Here is a 23,620-nt window from a genome sequence, read left to right as displayed (position 1 = left end):
AGCTAACGCCACCATGGGAAAACCGCTCATTTTAAGTGAACTGGAGAATCAAATCAGCCTGCGGCCCCCCACCACCACGAATCGGCAGCCCCCGCACGTTTCCCATAGATAGCAGTCGGACTAAATCACCGAACCCATAACAAAATTGTTTATTTTAGGTTACTTGTGATATTTATTGACTGGTTTAAAAGGCATTTTTATAACCTGTAAGACCGCCAGGTCTTTTCGTACGAGTATGAGCTTGGTTCCCAGCCCCTATCCTGAATATCTCATGATAAAACGGTAAAACCAATGTAATAATATTACATTACGGCGAGTTACTAAGCAAAATGTAAATATTTCAAACATGCAAAATGTAATTTGCCATTTTCTACTCGCGTTTCTCACCCTTCGCCCGAGCCGAGAGCACCCACCTTCTTCGTTATCAGAGCTTTGAGGTAAACCACTACATCTGCAGCCCTGATGCCTTGAAATGGTTGTGCTCGACTCGTGAAATATCCGGGCTAAGCGAGGGCATGGTATTGCCATTGCGCGACCAAAAACCATGGCGATATATGTACCTGTAAGGTCGTAACCTCATTCAGGTCCAGGCAAACCTTAAAATTTTAAACGCATATCTTTTCACAGGGTAGATACCACAATGCATACCACCCTCGTCGGCGTGAGTCCCGCTATTGCAAAAATTCGTGAAATCATAGAGCTTATTGCCTTGGACACGGCCCTGAACGTAATTATAACAGGAGAAACGGGGGTAGGCAAAGAAGTCGTCGCTCGCGCACTTTACGAAAAGTCCCCCCGAAACAAAAAAGAGTTCGTCAAGGTCAATTGTGCGGCGATCCCGGACACCCTGCTCGAAAGCGAACTCTTTGGCGTGGAGCAAGGGGCTTACACTGGAGCAAATAAAAAAAGAAAAGGAAAATTTGAGCTGGCGGATGGAGGTGTTCTCTTCTTGGATGAGATCGGCGACATGTCGTTTCACCTTCAGGCCAAGCTCCTGCACGTGCTTCAAAGTGGTGAATACAATCGCCTTGGATCTGAATCCAATATAAAATCAAACACCTGGGTCATCTCGGCCACCAACAACAACTTAAACGAAAAAATACGGGCCAAGGAGTTCCGAAAAGATCTCTACTACCGCCTCAATATGGTTCAAATCTATATTCGCCCTCTTCGCGAACGCCCCACGGACATCCCCGAGCTCATCAAACACTACACGAAGATCTATCAGGAGAAATACACCAATCGAAAAATCAATGAGCTGGACACCGAAACATTCAACAGGCTCTGCCATTACTCGTGGCCAGGCAATGTCCGACAACTTATCAGTTTACTCCAAAGGATACTCCTCATAGGATGCGATGCAGCTACGTTAAATGAGATTCTCTCTGAAAAGGACACCCGTACAGACATGGTTTCCGATCCGGCGATGCCCATCGACGGCCACATCATAAAAGAGATCATAGATATTGTAAGCATAAGCACAGACGACATGACGACGATTTCCCTAAAAAAAATCAAACAGGACACGGCTAATATTGTCGAAAAAGAGATTATTTCACGGGTACTTGGCGTTACAAACTGGAACAGAACACACGCATCAAAAATACTGAAAATTAGTTACAAAACGCTGCTAACCAAAATAGACAATCTCAACATCAGCAGACCCAATTGACAGTACCCTCTCTACGAATCAACGCAATATAACCATACGTTTTTTCCCGATCACACCTGGACTAAACCTCAGCTGTTTGCCAGTGCAGCATCCCTGGGAATCCATACGACCCGAGCAGCCTTTTCAGCCGTGCCTCTCACTCTCATCCATCTCTGGACGGTTAGTTTGCAGTATCAGGCGCTCTTCCGAAATTGGCCCCTCAACTCGATCCGATCTGCGATCGACCCCAGACCTGCGATCATTGACCGCCCGTCGTTCAGGATAATACCCCTTGTATGAATAGACACGCCTGTCAGAATGTACTCGCCGCTCATCATAGCCACCCCGTTCTATATGATCCTCCATCCCAGCCTGAGTGCTTGCCATTCAACGCCCTCCTTTCTCAAATATTAACCCGGCGGTTAAATACCATGGATGTCGAGTGGCACGATCACCCCAAAAAAGTTGACATCTCATTTGCCTGTTGTTTCGTATATCAAGTTGCCGGGTTAATGCAAAAAAACAACCCAAGGCAACAATAAATTTATACCATTTATTGGACAAGATTCGAAAAATAAAATTGTAAGATCCTTGATTAATGAGCAATTAGCATGCCACCCGTCACACCCCATACATTCAATGGGTTACGAATAAATGGATTCAATCGTGACATGTAATTGTAACGTTTACTTCACACAATTATGAAACAGTATCCATACCCCACAAAATGATAAGGAGCCGTGAGGGCAATCAGGGATTACCCGCCCAATCAAAGTGACCTTGAAAGCAAGGCACGGATACACCTTGGGTTCGACGTCAATTTGAAATATATAATAAGGCCTGTTTATCAAACCCGGCTCATACACATTGGCAAGAGCTTGCCCCCCAGCAAAAAAATCATAAAAAAAGCCCCGCTGAAATAAATCAACGAGGCTCTTTCTAAACTATATTCAACTTATCAGGCGATGATGAGTTCTTTCAAACCCGCGCGCCACAAAGTTTTATAATCGGGTATCTAAACTACAGTTACGTTACCTGCAGCGGGACCTTTCTGGCCCTGCTCAACGTCAAAAGTGACTCGGTCACCTTCCTGGAGGGTTTTAAAACCGGTAGCATTGATGCTTGAGTGGTGTACGAAAAGATCCGCCCCGTTCTCCTGCTCAATAAAACCAAAACCTTTTGACTCGTTAAACCATTTTACAATTCCGTTCGCCATGGTGACAATCTCCTAAAGAAAAAGTTTAAATGTTCCAAACTTGAGGTAATTGTCACGCAGGTATACGTATCTGACAAATTATGACTTCCCTTAAGTGCGAAACAGTGAACGCGCCTTGAAATTAAGACAGGCCCAGTTTGTTTAAAGACAACAGGCAAGGGGAGCAAAAAGCAACCCAACTTATTATCTCTTTTTATCTACACCCCGCCTCCCTGACACCTTGCTGTCCATAATCAGACACAAAGACCAAAAAGGCTGGATACAAAAAAAGCCACAAGAACTTAACCTTGAGGCTTTAATTTCCCAAAGTGGTGCGCCCGGCAGGATTCGAACCTGCGACCTACGGATTCGAAGTCCGGCGCTCTATCCAGCTGAGCTACGGGCGCATAGGGTAATGGGGTGAGCGACGGGGCTTGAACCCGCGACGACCGGAATCACAATCCGGGACTCTACCAACTGAGCTACGCTCACCACAAAAACAAGAGATTTATACCCGATGACCTCACGCTTTTCAAGGCTTTTTAAATGCCATGGCAAAAAAAAAGCCCTCACGCCCCACCCTTAGCAACCAACCACCTGAATTTGTGAAACGATACGTCAAAGAGGACATGTCAAACATCCCTAAGGTGCTCCTCACCTGCCACAACAAAGCCAGCTTCATCGATCCCGGTCCCTTGCAATCAGCCCTTTGCATCAAAATCCCTGTGACCCCTCCGGGCCGAGGCGAATCCTTCCACAGCGTCGCCAGAAACAGACCCCTGCCAGAAAAAATAACACGGCCCACCACGGGCCGTCAGAAAGTCCCCTCCTTATTTATAATAAGGCTCCCAGAACGACGCAGCCCACCTTTCCACCGGCACGACAAGCCCACGGACACTTGAGGTGGGATAAAACCCTGGGATAGACATGTCCCCCCTCTCAGGACATTGCCTATTGACCCCCACCAGCCAATTATAATAGGTATGAACCGTGCTTTAGGGCACAGGCTTCAGGCATGCGCTGCATGCGTTTATAGATTCCGATACATGAAAACCCAGACGGCGAGCGATCGCCTTGAGGTGTACCCATATGGAACGTGTGACCATCTTTATGATACGTGCGATTCTCTCTTTTGCCTGTGGAACGCTTCTGATGCGTCTCTTTTATCCAGACAAGGGAATCGTCTTTTCCGCAGTTCTGGGCCTGTTGCTGCTTGCTCTGGCCTACTTTTCCGCATACTGGCGTCACAGAAAATCCACATAGATGTGCATATAAAAAGCCCCGCCCGACCACTTCCCGGGAAGAACAGACCCGAAAAGTATCAGGGTTCCCCGTACTTCCACCCGAAACCGGGCCATACGGCTTAATTATATGCCCGCGATAAAGAGGAGCTAAGGGTCGTTGAAACAGATCATACTCGGCACGGCCGGACACATAGATCACGGTAAAACCAGCCTCATTCGAAGCCTGACCGGCATCGAAACAGATCGATTGAAAGAAGAGAAGGCACGAGGCATCACCATTGAGCTCGGATTTGCTTCCATGGCCCTGCCCAATGGCCAGCACGTGGGCATCGTGGATGTCCCTGGCCATGAAAAATTCGTCAAAAACATGGTCGCCGGTGCCACTGGCATCGACATCGTGGCCATGGTGATTGCGGCCGATGAAGGGGTCATGCCACAAACCCGTGAGCACATGGAAATCTGTTCCCTTCTGGGCATCTCCCATGGCGTGGTGGTGCTCACCAAGACCGACCTCGTCGATGAGGAGTGGCTGGAACTTGTCCAAGAGGACATCGGCGGCTTCCTTAAAGGCACCTTTTTAGAAGGGGCGCCAATGATTCCTGTCTCCTCCGTTACCGGCGACGGGATGGACACCCTGAAGCAGACCCTTTCCGAACTGGCCGCGAGCGTTCCACAACGTCGCACCGCCTCTGTTTTCAGGCTGCCCGTGGACCGCGTGTTCACCATGAAAGGATTCGGTACCGTCATCACCGGTACCGTCATTTCCGGAAGCATCTCCATTGGGGACGCAGTTACCATCTACCCCTCCGGGGTGGAATCCAAAGTCCGCGGCATTCAGGTCCACAGTGACAGCGTGGAAAAAGCCTCCTCAGGAATGCGCACGGCCATCAACTTTCAGGGCCTGGAAAAAAGCGCCATCCAACGGGGCGAGGTGGTGTCCACACCCGGTAACATCAAGCCAAGCTATCTCATGGATGTGGAATTTCACTATCTGCCCAGCGCCAAAAAGCCCCTGAAGAATCGAACCCGGATTCGCCTTCACACCGGCACCAGTGAAGTCCTCGGATACCTGATCCTCCTGGACCGGGAATCCCTGGATGCCGGAAAAACCGCCGCCGTTCAGCTGCGCCTGGAAGAGCCCGTCGCCTGTATCAAGGACGACCGGTATGTGATCCGAAGCTACTCCCCGGTCCGCACCATCGGCGGGGGACGTATCCTGAACCCGATCCCCCCCAAACACAAGCGCTTTCGAGAAGACGTCACCCAGGGTCTGGCAGGCTTGAGGGAAAACGAGCTGCCTGAAATCATCTCATTTCATGTCACCCAGGCAGGGTATGCCGGCCTTCCTTTTTCCGACCTGAAGATCATGACCAACTGCAGCGAGAAACAGCTGACAGGAGCCCTCTCCGGACTGCTCTCCAAGCGAGTGGTTATCCAGACGGACAAAGAATCCCGTACCTTGATCCATGGGGACACCTTCTCCCGCCTGACGGAAATCGGCAAAACCTTTCTCGCCGATTATCACAAGACCCACCCTTTAAAGGAAGGGATGTCCAAAGAAGAGTTGAAATCCAAATTTCCCGCCATACTGGGAAACCGTGTTTTTACCCTCACGCTTAATCATCTCGTCACCGACAAGTCGGTCATCCTCACCTCGGACACGGTTAAACTCGCCACCCATACCGTCGAACTTCAGGTGGATCAGGAGCTGCTGAAGAAAAATATTGTCTCCGCTTACAGCGACACAGCCCTCACGCCACCCTACTTCAAGGCCCTGTGTGAGACCCTTGGGGTCCCGGTCAACAAGGCCATGGATGTGCTCCTTCTTCTCACCACAGAGAAAACGTTGAGAAAGGCCAAAGAAGATCTCTACTTTCACCAATCTGCCCTTGAAGGTCTGGAATCACGCGTGCTGGCTTTCTTTGAAACCCACACCGAAATGACCACCGCAGACTTCAAAGAGATGACCGGCGGGGTCTCCCGAAAATATTTAATTCCTCTTCTGGAATACTATGACGGTAAAAACCTGACCATTCGCGTCGGAGATACCCGACAGTTGAGAGGTCGCAGCTAATCCGGGCAGTGGGGTGCAGAAAAAAATAAACGCCCAAGGGAATTCGGGTAAAAAAATGTGTGACCCTTTATTTCCTGAAGCCTCACGCACCTGCGCCCCGATGATTTACCTCTGTAAAACTAAGGGGTTCTTTTGAAACAATGACGCTCTCACCCTGCTCTTTTGACTTCTGTATTAAAAATGTGCATACTGTGGGCCTGACACTAGCTAAACCATCAATCTGTGGTGCTGAATATCCGGGAGATTAAGGAGAAAATATGAATGATCCCACCAACAAAAAGACCGGCAAAGATTTCAAGGTATATCTCGTTTCAAGAGTGGCCCTGGCCCTTGTTGTCACGGTAGCCGTCCTCTGGGGAGGTTCCAAACTTTTTCAGTATTTTACCGACAGTGACGACGTGCCGTCCGCCTATCACCAGGCCGTAGAGAAAAGCCCTGCACTCAAAAAAGCCGACATCGTCCTTGGAAAAGTCCTCGGGACTGACAAAACAGCTCACGCCGGTTCGGCCCTTGCGACCGATGATTCAGGCACACCGGCCACAGATGCCCACGGGGTTTCAGGTGAAAAAAATACGCCCGCTGTATCACACACACCCCAAGCCTCCGACAGTCACGCGGGAACGACCGAAAAAATAGACCCCGAGTCAACCCTCCATGTGGACGCCCAGGGCCATGGCACAGACCCGGCGAACACCCCCCACAGCTCCGTGGAGCAGGATGTGGCCGATCTCTTCCCCAATGCCGTGCGAGGGACTGCCTTTGTCACCGCGCTCATTGAGCCCCTGAACTATGAGATTAACGTCCGTCGGCTTGGATGGCGCCCCAACGACGTCGCCACCTTCTTTACCGACAACATCAGCAATCGCCAACTCGGCATCCTTGAGGTCACCCGGCGCTCGACCGAAAAACTCACGGAACGTATTGCCAGGACCGGCAGCACGATCAAATTCGACCGCAACCTCAACCTGGCGCGGGCCAAGTTCAACAACGACCCCAAAAAATACTGGCTGCCTGCACCCGAAAAATCCTACGCCCAGGCCCTTGATGAACTCAGAACCTACAGGGAACGACTCAACACCAACAAGGCCACCTTTCACTCCCGGGCTGATAACCTGATCCCCCTGCTCAAAAGTTTTGAAGACCTCTTGGGAGACTGCGACGACGACCTCGTAAAAACCCATGAAGAGAACGGCGCCCGGGTCAGCACCTTCAAGGCAGATGATTACTTCTTTTATGCACAAGGGGTGTCCACGGCCATGGCCACCATCCTGGAAGCCGTGATGGTTGACTTTGCACCGGTTCTGGACTCCAGAGGGGCTGCCAACGACCTGCACCATGCGGTGTTGATGCTTCAACACGCCACGGAACTCGACCCTCTCTTTATTCAGGAGAGCGCTTACAGTGGTTTTTTTGCCAACCACCGAGCCAACATGGCCGCTTTTATCAGCCACGCCCGAGCCTACATCCAGTTTGTCACAAAGACGATGAGCACCTAAAAAGCGGCGATCCTTGCCATAAGGGAGCCCAGACGTTCAACCTAAAAAGCCCGTCATTTCATTCTTCTGAAATGACGGGCTTCTCTTTTTTCCGAGTCATAATAAAGCGTCACATCCTACAGCGCCTGCAACAAACGAAGCACAATCCCATCGGCCACGGCAAACCCTCTGCGGGTCAGGCGAATGGCATCTGACGATCTGACCATCAGCCCCTGCTCTTCCAGCTCTCCGAAAAGCCCCCCCAGGACCGACACCAAGTCCACCGCAAAACGCCGATGAAAGTCTTTCAGAGCGACCCCTTCCATGCGCCGCAGACCGAGATATAACGCCTCCGTCATCAACGCCTCCCGGTCCAGAGTCTCTTCTCCCTGGACAGGGCGCCGCCCCTCTTTCAAGCAAGCCAGCCAGGACCTCAGGTTCGCCACATTCCACCAGCGCGAAGGCTCTTGACGCCCCCCCCCGCCACACCAGAAACCATGGGCCGAAGGTCCCAGCCCCACGGTGGTGACCATCTCCCAATACTTCGTATTATGCCGGGAAACAAACCCGGGGCTCCGGGCAAAGTTAGAGACCTCATAGTGGAGGTAGCCCCCTTCGGTGAGGGTATCCGAAACTGTTGAAAAAAGAGTCCCCTGAGCCGTTTCGTCAGGCATCATAAAATCGTTGTTGCTGTGACGGGCGTGAAGCGGAGTTCCCTCCTCCAGGGTCAGCATGTAACAGGAGAGATGCTCTGGCGCATAGGAAAGAAGGGCTGTCACGTCGGAAAGCACGGCCTCGACGCTCTGCCCCGTCGCCCCCCCAACCCCATAGATAAGGTCAGCGCTGAGGCTGGCAAATCCGCAGGCCCTCGCCGCATCGAGCACATCCCGCGCCTGTTCCGCGTTATGAAGACGCCCCAGAAAACGTAAGGTCGCATCATCAAGGGACTGCACCCCGATGCTCAGGCGATTCACCCCGGCATGGCGAAATCCTGCCAACTTTTCAGGCGTCACCGTCCCAGGATTCACCTCAAGGGTCACCTCCACATCGTCGGCAACCGTGAAATGACGCTGAACCGCATCCAAAACCCCTGCCACCTCCGAAGGCTCCAGAAGCGAGGGGGTCCCGCCGCCAAAATAGACCGTATCAAAGCCCCCCGCATCCGGAAGGGCTTCCGCCACCAACGCCATTTCACATCTCAATGCCTCAAGAAATGCGGATTTCAGCGTCAAATCCGCCTCGGAATAAAAGTCACAATACGGGCACTTGCGAAGACAGAAAGGGACATGGATATATAAGCCGGGGTTCATGGAAACATCTCCTTTGGGATATCAGGGTTCCCATGCTTCCTATACCAACCCTTCTCATTTGCATACCCCAAAAAACCGGCCCGCACACAGAGGCGACTCGACGATCACCGGTGATGATCTCACATCGCGAGAAAACCGTCACTATTCAGCTCATGATACGAAGCCTCCGGCGGCAAGGGTGACGAAGCCACTTAGGCAAAAATACCTATAGGCCATCGGCGAGGAGTCGCTTCGCTCAGGCTTTTGGATTCGTTATCGCCCATGTACCCCCCCGGAAAACCATGGTCATAAAAGGACCTGATTCTTTTGAATGGCCGGGCAAAGCTCCCGGCAAAAAAAGTCGCTACGGAGCACGGCGCGCCCGGAAGGGCGGCTGTGGTGCCTCCACTCTATTGTAAAGCCCTATTGGTGTTTCCGTTCGTTGAGCCCATTTTTATTCAACGTCTCGGCCTTGGTCATCGTTTGAGCCGCGACCTTTAAAAAACCGAGAAAGACGAACCGAAACGGAGCGCCGCACTCCAGGGAACAAAGGCGTTCAGGTATGCTTGCGCACCGCGGACCAACCGCAACGGTCACAAAAACCCGTGTACGGATATCCCTTACGCCGCCCTGAAATGGCTCCCCGGAGGCTAGTGTGTACTGAATCGTGACGCGTGCACACCCATTTCACGAAAGGCACCCGCGGCGACCCTTTACTGCCTCGCACGAATTTCAGAGATCACCTTTCGCATGGACCCGGCACAGACATCCAGCATGGCCCGTTCGTGATCGCTTAACTCAAACTCAAAAATATCGTGGACCCCCCGCTCTCCAATGGAGACAGGAAGGGAGAGGGCCATATCGGTGTAGCCATACTCACCGTTCAGGGTCACACTTAAGGGAAAAATATGCTGCTTGTTATAAAGATAAGATTCAATGATATGGGTCACCTTGGTCGCCGCCGCAAAAAAGCCGCTGCGTGTTTTCAAGCGCTTGACGATATCTCCGCCCCCATGCTTTACCAGGGTCACCAGCCGCTCTTCATCGGCGGGGGTCAAATGCTGTGTCACAGGAATCCCACCCACATCCGCCCGTGCCACCAAAGGGATCATGTTGTCATCGTGGGTCCCAATCACGGTACAACCCACGGCTTCACGGGAGACATTCAGGTGTTCGGCCAGAAAAAATCGGAACCGCATGGCATCCAGGGCGCACCCCAAGCCGGTGACATTCATTTCCGGCCATTTCGCCTTGAGCGCCCAGGCCAGCACATCCACCGGGTTGCTGGTGACATGGACAAAGGCCTTGGGAGCCAAAGCCATCACCTTTTCTCCGATCTGATACATGATATCCAGATTTTGATAGAGAAGATCCAGCCGCGTCATGCCTTCGGCCCTCTTACCGCCGGCCGTAATCACCACCACGTCAGCCCCCTCCATCTCATCGAGGGAACGGCACCCCGACACCTTGGAGTCAGAATTCCAATAGGGAAGCGACTGATTGATATCCATCGCCTGACCAATCGCAAAGTCCTCTATAATATCAAAAAGATAAACGTTCCCCAGCTGTTTCATCGACATAAACGCCGCGCTGGCCGAACCGACGTTTCCAGCGCCGGCAATGAAAATCTTACTAACGGTCATGGATTCCTCCTTCATCAGGTTACAAATCGGAATGGCGCAGACTCGGATAGACGCTTTTCACAAAACAAAAAAAAGAAACGGTTGGCTACAGGCTGGAATAAGAAGGAGTGGAGCTCGTAAAGACAGGAGAGAAGAGATGCCCTGTAAAGGCACAGAGGATAACCGTTTGTAAATGCAGGGAGACACACAGAAACAAGGATCAGCAGGAATCGTTGATCGCGAGACGATCAGAAGCCCCTGCGGTACGGTACCGAAGAAAATAGTCCAATTGCGCTTTCTGATCCAGGCTCATGGCGTCAAAACGCACCCTGCGCTGCCGCACTCGCCTGGCATGACAGAGGCGAACCCCGGAGAAGTCCCACGACGGTCGCTCACAGACGGGCACATCATCGATGATGGTGGTGCGAATGCCATCGAGATAAACGGAGTCGTCCCCGATGAAGACATGGGTCTCTTCCCGGTTGCGGTCCACCCCTTCGTGATCGATGTAGCGAAAGGAGAGCCCTCCAACACTGACATCTACCAGCTGCCCCATGCATGTTGATGCGGGCAGCATGGAGACATAAGTGCCGCTTCTCGCCTTGTACCGGGGATGTCGACGTCGTTCATTTGTCATGGCCGGAAAGATTCATTCTGGAAGGTTCAAGAAGGCATTCAAGGCGCGGACCGCCCGAAGAAAAAACATATTTATTTATAATATCAATCTCATAAATGATCAATCATTATTCACCATGTGAGGACATCGTAAGGGCGCCTCGCCACCATGAACAGCCACCAGAGATAGAATCACGCCTTTCCCGAATAAAAAACCCGGTCATGAGTATCCCTCAGCCCGGGTTTTTCCAGATAACGTTACAAATAGAGAGGCTTACTGCTGCACCAGCTGGAGCTCCACCTTCTGTTTGAGGATGGACTCCGCAATGGAACGAAACTGGGGGGTATAATCCGAAACAAAAAAACGATCCCCGCCGGTACGCCCGCCCTTATCCCGCCATTCAGGGTTGGCTTCGACGAAGGCCTTCACCTGCTGAGCCACCGCGGAACCCGAGTTGATAATGGTGACACGCTTACCCGCCTTCTCCTGAATAATCGACTGCAACATGGGGTAATGGGTACAGCCAAGGATCAAGGTATCGATCTGGCGTTCCCGCAAGGGGTGGATATAACTCTTCACGATACGGCGAGTTTCCGGGCGATTGAACCAGCCCTCTTCCACCAGAGGCACCAGCAGAGGGCAGGAATTGGAGTGGACCGTGGCAGAAGGAAGCATCGCCTTGATACGGGTCTCATACACCCCACTGTCGATGGTTCCCCGGGTGCCGATCACACCGATACGCCCCTTTTTCGAAGCGGCCAGCGCCTGTTCCACAGCCGGTGCCACGACTTCAAACACAGGAACGTCAAAGGCTTTGCGGATGGCGTCCGGAGCCACACTGGAGGCCGTATTGCATCCCACCACAATCATCTCTGCGCCCATCTCAAGGAGAAAGCGACTGTTCTCAAGACTGTAACGCACCACCGTCTCCCGGCTCTTGCTGCCATAGGGAGTTCGGGCGGTATCGCCGAAATAGATCATGTCGTGCCCGGGAAGGGCCTGTTTCAGGGCGCGGCAGGTGGTAAGCCCCCCGATGCCCGAATCAAAAATACCAATCATAATAAAAAAGACGCCTGTGTCATAGGGAGGACAACGCAATCGCTTGCATCGCCCGCCAAAGGTTGTGAATTAGGCACTGTTTGATATACTCCGCAGTGTCATCGAAGTGGGACAGCCTGATGGCCTGCCCCAATCATTCATTCCGCTCATACCGATAGGTCAAGGAGGCCCCATGCACATGGACCAGAAAATCTTCACCCTTCATCTCCCGACGGAGACCGTCTCCTGTTACCTGCTCTTAACCGGCCTGGCCGACCAGGCGCTACCCCTGAACCGAGAGACGGTAGCCACACTGTGGACCGGTGAACCCGGCGCCCTGGAGACAGCCCTTGAAGAGCTTCACCGGCAGGGGATCATCGGGATACCCGAAACGCCAAACACCCCGTTACGCCTTCTGCCCTCGGAGATGTGGGGAAATTGACCCTTTTTCATTGCGGGCCTTATCCAGTTTGTCGATCTCCAGACGGACAATGCGGCGCACCTCTTCGAGGGGAAAACCCGTCTGAATGCCGGGGCAGGCACCGGCCATGAGCTCCCAGTTTGAGGGCACCCGTGCCACCGCGTCAATAAAAGGCCAGGCACGGCACATCCGGGGTTTCACTTCATGGATGGTGCAGTTCCCACGAAAAAAAACGCATCGGCCGTCCTCACCCACGGCAATCACCGGCAGGCCGTCTACCATCTGACAGTAGTCCTCAAGGAACCGCTCCCGGCTCACGCCGACAAAAGCGGCAATGCGATCCACGTCCTCCGGGGTCATGTAGTTGCCACCGAAACCTGTACAGCACTCCCCGCACTGGGTGCACTGAAAAATATCATCACTTGTCAAGGTACCTTGTGTCATGACGCGTCTCCATGGCCCGTTTCAGGGTCACCTGATCCACATATTTTAAATCCCCACCCATGGGAACCCCAGAGGCGATACGGGTCACCCGCACCGGCTGGTGATGCAGCTTTTCCGAAATAAATGCCGCCGTGGCTTCACCCTCCACATTGGTCCCCGTGGCCAGAATCACCTCGGAAGGCCCATCGACGTCCACGCGCTTCAAGAGCTCTGCAATGCGAAGATCGTCGGGACCGATACCGTCCATGGGAGAGAGGGCCCCCTGGAGAATATGATAGCTCCCGTTGTAGCCGCCAGACATCTCAATGGCCGCCATATCGGCCGGTTTTTCCACCACACAGATACGCGAATGGTCGCGGTTCATGTTGGTGCACACCGGGCAGTAGTCCTCCTCTGCGAGGGCAAAACAACGGCGGCACAGCCGCACTCGTTTCTTCACCTCAACAATACTGGAGGCCAGAAGATCGGCTTCACGGTGTGAGGCCTTCAGGATATGAAGGGCCAGTCTTTCGGCGCTCTTTCGACCGATACCGGGCAAGCGGGCGAGGTTGTCAATGAGCTGCTTCAACGAGGCTGGATAATGATTCATGCTGGACCTGGTAGTGGGTGCAAAACAAAAGACAACGCCCCCTGCCTGGGTGCCGGGAGCTGATCACCCGGCATTCAGCACAAGAAAGCGCGTTCATAAACCTACATAAGACCGGGAATATTCATCCCGCCGGTCACTTTGCTCATCTTCTCATTGACGATCAGGCCCACCTTGGTCAGGGCGTCATTCACAGCCGCAGTGACCATGTCCTGGAGGATCTCCACATCTTCTGGATCCACCGCTTCAGGGTTGATGGTCACCGAAAGCACCGTCTGCTTCCCATTGGCCACCGCCTTAACCATCCCGCCCCCGGCCGTGCCTTCTGCGGTGTACTGATCCATCTCGCCTTGAAGCTTCATCATCTTGGCCTGCATCTTCTGGGCCTGCTTCATCATGTTACCCATGCCTTTCATGGTCATCCTCCTTAATGATGTTGACATCCACCTTGCCCCCGAAGACCCGAACGGCCTCGTGGATAACGGGGTGTTCCTTTGCCTCCGTGATGAGGCGATCGTTTCCATGGCGTGCCCCGGCAGGGGCCTCTTCACCGGCAATGATGGTGTGTAGGGTCACGTTCATATCCGAACCAAACCAGGCCCGAATTTCCTCTTCCAGCTCCTTTTTTTTGCCGTTATTCAAACGTCCCACGGCAAAACGGGAGGCAGTGATTTCGATCTCAATACTCTTTCCAGACACTTTTTTCAAGGCGCTTTTGGCCAGAAGCGGGGCCATGGAAGGCCTGTTTTTCCGCAACGCGTCGAGAAAAACACCCCAGGCCTTTTCCGGCGAATGGGAAGGATTCCAGGTCGGCTTCGGCGTTTCGGACCGCTCCGGCGTTTCAGCCGGGGGCGATGGCATCGGATCAGCCACCGGCGCTGGAGGTGAGTCCATGGCCCGATCCTCCAATTCTGGCGTTTCTGGGCTGACTGAGGGCTGAGGGTGCGCCTGGGGGGGGGCCGCCTGCGGGGAGACCGGTTGAGGTGCCTGCGGGGCCGCCTGTTGAGTCCCCTGTTGAGTCATGGGGGGAGTCGCGACATACCCCGTCCGGGTTTCAGAGACCCCGGGTCCGGCCACGGGGCTCCCTGTCGGCGGGACGGGTGCCCCTCCCACCTTCTGCAGGGTGTCAATTTTTCGAATCAGGGCATCAATGGACAAGGCGTCCGGGACCTGCAAAATCTTGATGAGGGCCAGCTCCAAAGCCATTTTAGGCGCCGCAGCGTAACGCATGGCCGACTCCTCGGCCAGAAGCACCTCCAGAGCCTTGGTGAGAAACCCCCGGGTCGAGGCGTTGGCCATGGCGGCCAGGGCACTCATCTCCCCATCGGGAAGATCCAGCACACCGGGACCGGCCACCTCAAGCACCAGAAGGTCCCTTAACGTCTGGGTGAGGCTGCCGAAAAGACGCCTCAGGTCATTGCCCTGGGTGTAAAACCGATTGACCGCGGAAAGAACCTCGCCGCCGTCACGCCGGATCAGCGCATTCACCAACCCGAGGACATCGCTCGTCTCCACAGACCCCAGGGTGGTGAGAACCGATTCATGGGTCACAGCGCCGTCCACGGCACTGCCGATAATCTGATCAAGAATACTCAGGGAGTCCCGCACCGAGCCCCCGGCCTCCACAGAGATGAGATCCAGGCTCTCTGCAGGAACGGTGACCGCTTCCAGGCGACAGAGTTTTTCAAGATGGGTCTTGAGGTCCTGATGGCAAACACGCCGCATGTCATGACGCTGACAGCGCGAAAGGATCGTCACCGGAATCTTGTGGACTTCGGTGGTGGCGAACATGAACAGAACATGGGGCGGGGGCTCTTCAAGGGTCTTTAAAAGGGCATTGAACGCCGCCATACTGAGCATATGAACTTCGTCAATGATATATATTTTAAAGGGACTGTAGACCGGCATGTAGCTGACATTGTTTCGCAGCTCCCGGATCTGTTCCACGCTGTTGTTGGAGGCACCGTCGATCTCGAACACATCGGCCGAGCTTCCCTGGGTAATCTCCCGGCAGGACCGGCAGCTGTTGCAGGGATGAGGAGACCCGGTCTCCTTCCGTCCGGTACAGTTCATCGCCTTGGCGAGAATACGGGCCACGGAGGTTTTTCCGGTACCCCGGGGGCCGGAAAAGAGAATGGCGTGCGCGACGCGGCCTGCCGTAATGGCATGACTCAGGGTCGTGGTGACGTGGGATTGCCCCACCACATCGTCAAAAAGCTGGGGTCTGTATTTTCGGGCAAGGACAAGATAGGACATGGTGACCGGTTCTCCCTGCGGGCCGAAGACCGGTTCCGGACCGGAACACGGACAAGGCGCCGGCGTATCATCAAATCAGCCGCGGCCTGGGTGCCGCCTCAAAGACCCCGCATCATGAATGGGGAGTCACTGTCAGGAATGGCATCATTATAAAATCGACGTTGCATACGCGCCGTCATCCCCAGAGGCTCTGAATAAAAAAAAGGGCCCAAACAAAAAAAACAGGTTCCCACTTCCGAATTGAGAGGATGTGGCGAAAACCTGTTCAAATAAACCTGATCCCTATTTTTGATAAGGGGTGTGGCGGAGAGGGAGAGATTCGAACTCTCGGTACCTGTTACAGCACACACGCTTTCCAGGCGTGCACCTTCAGCCACTCGGCCACCTCTCCGCAAACAAAACCCTTATATCAGCCCCCAACATTTCAAGCAAGCTTTCCTGTAAAGGGAAGCTTGAAGCGTTTTGAGAAACTGTTTCAAAAGCGAAAAAAGATTTACGTCATCCCCCCTTCTTTGTCAAGAGGTTTTCTTACCCTTTTCAGGGGTGCAACCCGAGGCTCCACCGAGGCGTCCAGGCGGGCCCCTAAAGGCTCCGCCACAACACACCGGTATCACCATTCATCCCGCCCAAAAGCGATTCACACCGCATGATCGACGTAATTGGGACCCGCCACCATCAGATTGTTGGGCATCACGGATTGGATGGTCTCCACCTTGCTGCCAAAGAGAATGTCCCGGATCAGTCCATGGCCATACGCACCCACCACAAGAAGGCTGTCATGGGGGACATCATACAGATTTTCTTCAAGCCGCCCCCCGAAAAAAAGAAGCCAGTCATCCACGTACTCCGACATATCGTCTCCGAGACCGCTTTCAATGATCGCCCGCTCGTAATCATCCCGGGTCATCCCAGCCTCAACCTGGGTAAAAAGGCGGAGCTTCACCCCGGTCTTTCGAGCGATCCGAACCCCCAGCTTCAGGGCGTTTACCGCATTGCCAGAGCCCCCAAAAAAGACGGTCACGCTGTGCCATTGCCGAAAGGAAGGGCTACTGATCAACACCGGAAACCGAGCCGATCGAATAATGCGGCGGACCCGTGACCCGATATACCCCAGCCCGATCTTGCTTGTCAGGTCGCTGATGCTGCGCGGACAGCACATGAAATCAAAGTCCACGGGGATATCCGGCAGAGTGGAGGCGGTAAAATTTTTCGGATTGAAAAACTTCGGTTCAAGCCCCTCGGCCTCGGCGAGCTCCCGGGCATGCTTTTCCGCCGTTTCCGAAGCGGAGAGATACGACCCGTCGAGATCCACCTGCACCACGTCTTTTTCGAAGTACATCAAAAATTTGGTGTGCTTGGGGACATACACCACCGGCGAGGCCCCCAGGAGATGACAAAAATAAATGGATTGAAGAAAAGTTTCCCGCCCGGTTGGCGTGTTTCGAAAAATATGAAAAAGTTGGGTATCCATAACTCTCCTACCCTTATCAGGGGTTGTCGGTGGTTTGCACCATCAGCTCTTTTCGATATTTATCCAGCAGGGTGGCCTTGGAGATCATCCCCACAAATCGACGATTCACCACCAGAGGCATACTGAAAAGCCCATCGATGTCCATAATGTGGAGCACCTCGGCCAGCTCGTCCCCATAGGTAATGTGTTTCACCTTACTGTCCATGATCTGCTCGACCACCACCGCATCGTACATAATGGTATCAAACAGGTAGGGACGCACCTCGCTCAGATCGACCATCCCCAGAAAATCTCCGCTTTCCGGCTCTTCCACGGGGAAATGGTTTCGGCGGGATCGCTTCACCACATCGACAAACTCCCGAAGGGTCATGTGGGGCGAAACAACCAGGCAATCTTTTTCAATGAGCTCCCCAAGGGAGAGGTCATTCAGCACCCGGGCGTCTGTCCCTGGCCGAAGCAGCTGCCCCCGGTCCACGAGATCCTTCATATAAAAGGATGCCGGTTCAAAATAATGAGTAATGGTGGTAGAAACGGCAGAAACGACGATGAGGGGCAAAATAACCTCATAGCCCCCGGTAATCTGCACGATAAGAAAGATACCGGTGAGAGGCGCCTGCAGAATGCCACTGATGAGACCGGCCATGCCAAGCAAGGCAAAGCACCCTTCCCCGACGAGGGGAATGGACGGCCAGAGGAGGGTCACGCCACGATAAAAAGCCAGGCCGGTAAAACTGCCCACCACAAGGGAAGGGGCAAAAATCCCGCCAGAGCCTCCCCACCCCAAGGTCAGGGATGTGGCAAGAATTTTTGCAAAAATGGCAATCGCAGCAAGCTGAAAAGCGCCATCGTAAGCCCCAACGATCATCTCACGAATGGCATGGTACCCTTCGCCCTGAACGTCCGGAAAAAGAAGCGTCAAAAGCCCCACCAGGCACCCGCCAATGGCTGCCCGCCCCCACTTGGGAAGCTTAACCCCCTCCGACACATGGTGCATGGACCGCATGGCGCGGGTAAGCAAAATTGAAAACAGGGCCGTGGCCAGGCCGAGGCCGGCGGCAGCCACCGTGTCGGCCACACCGATATCAAAGCCGGCATGGCTGAAGGCGATCTGGTTGCCGTTGAAAAAACGACTCACCTCGGTACCCGCCACCGAGGCAAGGGCAATGGGCACAATATTAACGATGGACCACTCCCCGAGCACCACCTCAAGCACAAAGACCAACCCGGCGATAGGGGCGTTAAATATCGCAGAGATAGCCCCCGCTGCCCCACACCCCACCAGGGTCACCCGCTGGCGGTCATTCATGTTAAACAGCTTGGCAATATTGGACCCGATGGCCGCCCCGCTCATCACCACCGGCGCCTCAGGACCCGCAGACCCGCCGCTGCCAATGGTCAAACAGCTGGAGACAAGACGCGTAATACTGGAACGCAGGCGAAGCAACCCCCCATACCGGGAGACGGCATAAATGACCTCCGGAACCCCATGCCCGGCCCCCTCCTTCATAATATGATCCAGAAAGATTGCCGAGGCAGCGGCCCCAAGTCCGGGCACCACAAAGGCCCAGGGGTATTTGCTTAAATGATGCACAAACTCAAGCATCGCCTCGAGGCTGCGGTTCAAGGCCAAGGCCGCCAAACCGCTTGCAATTCCGACCATCACACCTGCCACCATCAGCGTCAACCGGTCATCCGGTTGAATGGTCAGCAATTTTGACGGAAGCCTACGCAGCCCTTTCAACATGTTGAAAAGATCCCTAAAAATTTCAGAAAACCCCCCATTGACGGGCAAAAAGTTTTCGAAGTCATGACGCAAAAAAGCCCTGAAAATACCCACCCTGAACAGCCATGGTGCCCTCTCGGCAACCCTTATCAAAAGAGCCCACAACGTCTTCGGGCCAGGAATTTCCCTGACGAAACCCAACCGATGCCGGGGTCAACCCGACACCGCCGAACTAACAGATTCCATACCCATTGTAAAGAGACCCATTGCAATGAGACGCCTCGTAAAGGGTCGCCATGGATCAGCGCCCCTCAGAACCCACTATAAAATCACAGCCGGCTCTCAAACTCGGCCACCTTTTCCAACAGCGAGGCCTCGGACGGCACCGCGTCGAGAAAACTTAGAAAGGCGGGCTCCCGCACACAAAAAGAGATTTTCGAAAGCAGTTGAAGATGGGCGCCCACATCGGGACTCAGAATCAAAAAAAGCACACGCACCGGCAGATCATCCACCGCACCGAAATCGACGGGATGCTTTAAAAAGAAGGTGGTGATGGAAGGAATAACCCACGCATCCATGGGCGTCCTCGGGTGCGGCAGGGCCACACCACGCCCGACACCGGTGGAGGCAAGGTCTTCCCTCTCGACGAGGAGATGAAAAAGCGTGTCTCGACCCTCGTCATCGAGTCCCTTCACAGAGGCTGTCATACCAAGCAAAACAGAGGACACATCGTCCCCTTCAAGATCGTAAACCACACCCCCGGATCCGAGGGCGGAGGAAAGGGAGACCGCTTCACGCATCACACCCACCGGAGAGGCGGGCTCTTCAATAATAAAAGAGGTGTTGTGCTTTGTCGCCCAGCTTTTGACCGTTTCATACCCGAAAGAGCACTCCATACCGGCCTTCTTAACCGGGATGCGGCCCTGACGAATCCAGCGTTCCAGGGTATCCCGAGGCAAACCCATGGCCTTGGCAAGAGCATCTATTCTCAATTTCATATCTATCACCACAAAATCTTAAAAGGGGCCTTCCCGGCACAGAGGAGTTTCCGCGCCTGATGTCGTCCCAGCGATATTTAAAAACTTTTTATCCTATCTGATAGAAATTGAGAGTTCAACCGCAATCATGGAAAACCAAACACCTGAGATCAAAAGAGACACGGCACACCAGGCCCGAAAAGCCCCTCTTCCAGTGGCATTCCAACGCACAGGGGGAAATCATAAATAAAAGGAAGGGGAAAAAAGGGAAAGATTAACGATACAGCCCGTCGTCGAAAGCCCGGGCAATGTAGGTGCGCTCGTAGGTGATCTCCACCCGCCTGTTCTTCGAACGCCCTTCCGGGGTTCGGTTGTCAGCCACAGGCCGATAATGGGCAAAGCCCTGCGCTTTTAACTGGGTGGGGTCTATCCCCATGGAAATTAGAAACCGGACCACGCTGGTGGCACGCCCCGTGGAGAGCTCCCAATTCGAAGCATAATCCCGGTTGTCCATGGGCATGGCGTCGGTGTGGCCGGAAACAGTGACCGGATAATGGAATTGAGCCAGGACCATGGCCACCTTCTCCATGACAATGCGTCCGTTCTCAGAAAGGCGAGACTCCCCGGGCCCGAAGATCACCATATCGGCGATGGTGATCACCGCTCCATCCTCCGTCTCTTCCACCCGGACCTGACCGCCCAGCTTGTTGAACATGATCAGCTCACGCACATCACTGACGATCTCCTCCATCTCCTTTTGAACCATCCCGCCGAGTTCGTCCACGGCATGGTCTTTCGGCTCATGGGTGTCCGAGTCAGAGTTCATGACCAGCCCCTCACGTGTGCCGGTCTCAGGGACCTGCTGCACCCCCAGGGCGGACCTCAGGGACTGCACAAGCTCCTTGAAGGTCTCCTCCTGAATGGTGCTCATGGCAAAAAGCAGCACAAAAAAACACATCAGAAGCGTCACCAGATCGGAAAAGGTACACATCCACTGCGGGGCGCCCCCACCTCCCTCATCGTCATCCCCGATGGATGCCGGGGGGTTCAATGCCGGAGCTGCATCCTCTTCACTTCCCCCGGAGCCGGTCTCTTCAGCCATGTGCTACTCCTTTTTCGGCGCTTTTCCGCCGCCGGATGTCAAATAGACGTTGAGCTTGTCTTCCATGAGTCTGGGGTGTTCCCCTTCACGAATGGAGACCACCCCCTCATAAAGAAGGGTCATGTTCAAGATCTCCTCGTCACTTCTGAGTTTCAGCTTGTCCGACATGGGAATAAAAAAGAGGTTGGCCAGAAGGGCTCCGTAAAAGGTGGTCAGCATGGCCACCGCCATTTTAGGACCAATGGAAGAAGGGTCATCGAGGTTGGCCAGCATCTGCACCAGACCGATCAGGGTTCCCACCATGCCAAAGGCCGGTGCGTAAGTCCCCATGGACGCCAGGACCGAATAGCCGATCTTGTGCTCCCGGTGAGTCAGCTCCATTCTTTTCTGCATGACAGCGGCAATATCCGAGGTTTTTACCCCGTCCACCGTCATCTGGAGGGCACTTTTCAAGTAGGGATCTTCGGTGGTGTTGATATCCGCTTCAATAGAAAGAAGCCCACCTTTTCGCGCTTTATTGGATATTTCAATGAGGATCTTAACGAGCTCCTCGGGCTTCTCGATCTTAAAAATAAAGACCTTGCCAACGGTCTTGAAGACGCCGAGAAAATCCTTGAGAGGATAGGCGATCATGGTCGAGGCGATCGTCCCGCCAATCACGATCATCACCGACGGCATGTTCCAAAACAGCAGCAAACTGCTGCCGAGAAGAATACCTGCGGCCGTAAAGCCAAGACCCGAAATTACACCGATCAACGAAGCCAGATCCATGAGTATAACAACCTATCCCTTAATAAAAATGGTTTCTTCCAGGGGGTCGATCCGGTTGTAGCGTGCGATCTGCCTGATATACTCATCCGTCAGGACCGTATTCTCCGGCAGAAGCATGGCACCCTTGGCGGTAAAGATGGCTGAGGCGAGAACCATTCCAGGTTTCACATCAAACACGCTCATCTCTACACGGCCTCCGACTTCTATTTCAGGCTTTCGTCCCAGACACTTGTGCAAACAGTGTACAACCTTGGGATCGAATCGCGTCCCTGCTTCTTCTTCCAGCCTGTCAAGATGATCTCGTTCGCTGCCGCCCCCTGGCCACGCAGCCAGGGTTTCGTAGGCATCCGCCACGGCAACAATCCGCGATGCAAAGGGGATGGTCTCTTTTTTCAAGCTATGGGGCGTTCCACTTCCGTCGAAATGCTCAAACAGATGCCGAACGATCCGAGCCGTCTCTTCCAGCCCCTCCACCTTCTCCAGCAGCCCACCGGCTCGTTCCGGATGCCGAGAGAGAAAATCCGCTTCCGACTCGGTGTAATCCAGCGGGTTTTTACCCGCCAGTGATTCCGAAACGAAAAGCAGCCCCAGCTCATGGAGGCGTGCGGCCTGTTCGAGGTGATGAAGTTTTTCCCCCTCAAGCCCCATCTCTTCGGCGATAGTGACAGCCCGACGCGCGACATCGGCACCATGGCCCCGCTTGAATCCCGGCCTGGCATCCAGAGCCGACACCATCATGCTGACGCACGAGTCCAGCGTCTGTACAGCCCGGGCCTCCATGGTATCGGCCCTTTCCACTGCTTTCTGCCGTTCACCGACCAGCGAGGACACCTGCTTGAGGGCACCCGAGAGTGCCTCTCGCTCACCAGCGAGCTCATCCTTGAGCTCTGCCAGCCTCGCCTCCAGTGCATCGCGACTTTGGAGTTCATCCTTTAAAAATTTATCGGCGTTATCTGCCTTATCCTTTAGCTCTTTTATACGCAGGAGGGCCCCGATCCGAGCCACGAGTTCATCCCGGGAAAAAGGCTTGACCAAATACTCATCTGCACCGGCCCCAAGCCCCGCCACCACGTCTCTGGGCTCCACATCAATGCCCGAGACCAACATGAAAATCACGTCATTTAAGAGATCGGACGCCCGAACCCTTCGGCAGAACTCCAGGCCATCCATCCCAGGCATGGCCACATCACTGATGATAAGGTCCGGCTTGAAGTCAAAGGCAATCACCAGCCCCTCTTCGGCATCGCCTGCCGTTTTCAGGGTGCAATGCTCTCCTTCAAGAAACCGGGTATAAATCTGTGTCAGGTCCTCATCGTCGTCCACATATAATATTTTTACTGTATCCATTCTCTCCATACCTTCCACCCCTGTTGTCCCGAAGAAAAAGTCGGGTGCCACCCCTGTTTTTTGTCTCTGCTCTTTAATGATCTTCAACGTCAGTGCGAGGCCCTGCCCCGAGGCCCCTCCCATCGACGCACCCGCAGCTCTGAGATTTACGACTCGCCAACGCATGCACCTATATAAAATAACAGACCACATACCCGACGGTTTCTTCATCCACCCTTTTTGATCGGCCAAACCTGCCGTGAAGTTAAAGCCATTCTCATTTTTTATCTACCAACGCCTTGACAGCACCGGAGCCCCCATCGATATTAATGTTCATTT

20 protein-coding genes and 3 tRNA genes are annotated in these 23,620 nt (G+C 53.8%); 5 read left to right on the top strand and 18 right to left on the bottom strand.

What is annotated here, in order from left to right; translation table 11 throughout:
* Window positions 1-640: 640 nt before the first annotated feature.
* A complete protein-coding gene (locus Q1Q75_RS03990) occupies window positions 641-1,672 on the top strand; it encodes a sigma-54 dependent transcriptional regulator (protein WP_300667726.1) in 1,032 nt (343 codons plus the stop codon).
* 994 nt (window positions 1,673-2,666) lie between these two features.
* Here the strand turns inward: Q1Q75_RS03990 and Q1Q75_RS03985 are convergent.
* The 3 genes from Q1Q75_RS03985 to Q1Q75_RS03975 all read right to left on the bottom strand — a co-directional run bounded on the left by Q1Q75_RS03985 (window position 2,667) and on the right by Q1Q75_RS03975 (window position 3,338).
* Complete coding sequence (locus Q1Q75_RS03985; protein ID WP_300667724.1) at window positions 2,667-2,867, bottom strand: cold-shock protein; 201 nt, start codon at window positions 2,865-2,867, stop codon at window positions 2,667-2,669.
* A gap of 309 nt (window positions 2,868-3,176) precedes the next feature.
* Window positions 3,177-3,253, bottom strand: a tRNA-Arg gene (locus tag Q1Q75_RS03980).
* Window positions 3,254-3,262: 9 nt separating this feature from the next.
* Window positions 3,263-3,338 (bottom strand) — tRNA-His (locus Q1Q75_RS03975).
* A 597-nt stretch (window positions 3,339-3,935) separates the two neighbouring features.
* Between Q1Q75_RS03975 and Q1Q75_RS03970 the strand changes: the two genes are divergently transcribed.
* The 3 genes from Q1Q75_RS03970 to Q1Q75_RS03960 all read left to right on the top strand — a co-directional run bounded on the left by Q1Q75_RS03970 (window position 3,936) and on the right by Q1Q75_RS03960 (window position 7,660).
* The gene (locus Q1Q75_RS03970) at window positions 3,936-4,109 is read left to right on the top strand and encodes a hypothetical protein (protein ID WP_300667722.1); all 174 of its coding nucleotides are present in this window, start codon (window positions 3,936-3,938) and stop codon (window positions 4,107-4,109) included.
* A gap of 138 nt (window positions 4,110-4,247) precedes the next feature.
* On the top strand, window positions 4,248-6,164 hold the full coding sequence (gene selB, locus Q1Q75_RS03965; protein WP_300667721.1) for a selenocysteine-specific translation elongation factor: 1,917 nt from the start codon (window positions 4,248-4,250) through the stop codon (window positions 6,162-6,164).
* Between the two features lie 257 nt (window positions 6,165-6,421).
* On the top strand, window positions 6,422-7,660 hold the full coding sequence (locus Q1Q75_RS03960) for a DUF2333 family protein (RefSeq protein ID WP_300667719.1): 1,239 nt from the start codon (window positions 6,422-6,424) through the stop codon (window positions 7,658-7,660).
* A 116-nt stretch (window positions 7,661-7,776) separates the two neighbouring features.
* Here Q1Q75_RS03960 and hemW read toward each other — a convergent pair whose 3' ends face one another.
* The 4 genes from hemW to murI form a co-directional block, all read right to left on the bottom strand.
* Entirely contained in the window at window positions 7,777-8,949 is a 1,173-nt protein-coding gene (hemW, locus tag Q1Q75_RS03955; RefSeq protein ID WP_300667717.1) for a radical SAM family heme chaperone HemW, read from the bottom strand.
* A gap of 692 nt (window positions 8,950-9,641) precedes the next feature.
* A complete protein-coding gene (locus Q1Q75_RS03950; RefSeq protein ID WP_300667715.1) occupies window positions 9,642-10,571 on the bottom strand; it encodes a malate dehydrogenase in 930 nt (309 codons plus the stop codon).
* 199 nt (window positions 10,572-10,770) lie between these two features.
* On the bottom strand, window positions 10,771-11,187 hold the full coding sequence (locus Q1Q75_RS03945) for a PilZ domain-containing protein (RefSeq protein ID WP_300667714.1): 417 nt from the start codon (window positions 11,185-11,187) through the stop codon (window positions 10,771-10,773).
* A 252-nt stretch (window positions 11,188-11,439) separates the two neighbouring features.
* Window positions 11,440-12,225 carry a glutamate racemase gene (gene murI, locus Q1Q75_RS03940; RefSeq protein WP_300667712.1) on the bottom strand — a complete coding sequence of 262 codons (786 nt, stop codon included), beginning with the start codon at window positions 12,223-12,225 and terminating at the stop codon, window positions 11,440-11,442.
* A gap of 178 nt (window positions 12,226-12,403) precedes the next feature.
* Here murI and Q1Q75_RS03935 point away from each other — a divergent pair, with 178 nt between their 5' ends.
* Window positions 12,404-12,646: a hypothetical protein gene (locus Q1Q75_RS03935; RefSeq protein ID WP_300667710.1), complete on the top strand. Its 243-nt coding sequence runs from the start codon at window positions 12,404-12,406 to the stop codon at window positions 12,644-12,646.
* Here Q1Q75_RS03935 and Q1Q75_RS03930 read toward each other — a convergent pair.
* The 11 genes from Q1Q75_RS03930 to Q1Q75_RS03880 form a co-directional block, all read right to left on the bottom strand.
* Window positions 12,611-13,069 carry a YkgJ family cysteine cluster protein gene (locus Q1Q75_RS03930; protein ID WP_300667708.1) on the bottom strand — a complete coding sequence of 153 codons (459 nt, stop codon included), beginning with the start codon at window positions 13,067-13,069 and terminating at the stop codon, window positions 12,611-12,613. The genes Q1Q75_RS03935 and Q1Q75_RS03930 overlap by 36 nt on opposite strands.
* A complete protein-coding gene (gene recR, locus Q1Q75_RS03925) occupies window positions 13,044-13,658 on the bottom strand; it encodes a recombination mediator RecR (protein ID WP_300667707.1) in 615 nt (204 codons plus the stop codon). Before recR ends, Q1Q75_RS03930 begins: the two co-directional genes overlap by 26 nt.
* Window positions 13,659-13,759: 101 nt before the next feature.
* Complete coding sequence (locus tag Q1Q75_RS03920; protein WP_300667706.1) at window positions 13,760-14,071, bottom strand: YbaB/EbfC family nucleoid-associated protein; 312 nt, start codon at window positions 14,069-14,071, stop codon at window positions 13,760-13,762.
* Window positions 14,055-15,911, bottom strand: a complete 1,857-nt coding sequence (gene dnaX / locus Q1Q75_RS03915; RefSeq protein WP_300667705.1) for a DNA polymerase III subunit gamma/tau — start codon at window positions 15,909-15,911, stop codon at window positions 14,055-14,057. The genes Q1Q75_RS03920 and dnaX overlap by 17 nt, the downstream gene beginning before the upstream one ends.
* A 301-nt stretch (window positions 15,912-16,212) precedes the next feature.
* Window positions 16,213-16,302 (bottom strand) — tRNA-Ser (locus Q1Q75_RS03910).
* A gap of 246 nt (window positions 16,303-16,548) precedes the next feature.
* Window positions 16,549-17,382, bottom strand: a complete 834-nt coding sequence (locus Q1Q75_RS03905; RefSeq protein ID WP_300667704.1) for a universal stress protein — start codon at window positions 17,380-17,382, stop codon at window positions 16,549-16,551.
* A 16-nt stretch (window positions 17,383-17,398) separates the two neighbouring features.
* The gene (locus Q1Q75_RS03900) at window positions 17,399-19,093 is read right to left on the bottom strand and encodes a chloride channel protein (protein ID WP_366945151.1); all 1,695 of its coding nucleotides are present in this window, start codon (window positions 19,091-19,093) and stop codon (window positions 17,399-17,401) included.
* Between the two features lie 341 nt (window positions 19,094-19,434).
* Window positions 19,435-20,103: a PTS sugar transporter subunit IIA gene (locus Q1Q75_RS03895; RefSeq protein WP_300667702.1), complete on the bottom strand. Its 669-nt coding sequence runs from the start codon at window positions 20,101-20,103 to the stop codon at window positions 19,435-19,437.
* Window positions 20,104-20,356: 253 nt separating this feature from the next.
* Window positions 20,357-21,184 carry a flagellar motor protein MotB gene (locus tag Q1Q75_RS03890; protein WP_300667701.1) on the bottom strand — a complete coding sequence of 276 codons (828 nt, stop codon included), beginning with the start codon at window positions 21,182-21,184 and terminating at the stop codon, window positions 20,357-20,359.
* 3 nt (window positions 21,185-21,187) lie between these two features.
* The gene (locus tag Q1Q75_RS03885; RefSeq protein WP_300667700.1) at window positions 21,188-21,955 is read right to left on the bottom strand and encodes a MotA/TolQ/ExbB proton channel family protein; all 768 of its coding nucleotides are present in this window, start codon (window positions 21,953-21,955) and stop codon (window positions 21,188-21,190) included.
* A gap of 12 nt (window positions 21,956-21,967) precedes the next feature.
* Window positions 21,968-23,302, bottom strand: a complete 1,335-nt coding sequence (locus Q1Q75_RS03880) for an HD domain-containing phosphohydrolase (RefSeq protein WP_300667699.1) — start codon at window positions 23,300-23,302, stop codon at window positions 21,968-21,970.
* Window positions 23,303-23,620 lie beyond the last annotated feature (318 nt).

This window comes from Desulfoluna sp., assembly GCF_030145185.1.
Classification (GTDB): Bacteria; Desulfobacterota; Desulfobacteria; order Desulfobacterales; family Desulfolunaceae; genus Desulfoluna.
The sequence above is the reverse complement of the archived record's forward strand: the minus strand, read 5'-3'. Positions and strand labels throughout refer to the sequence as shown.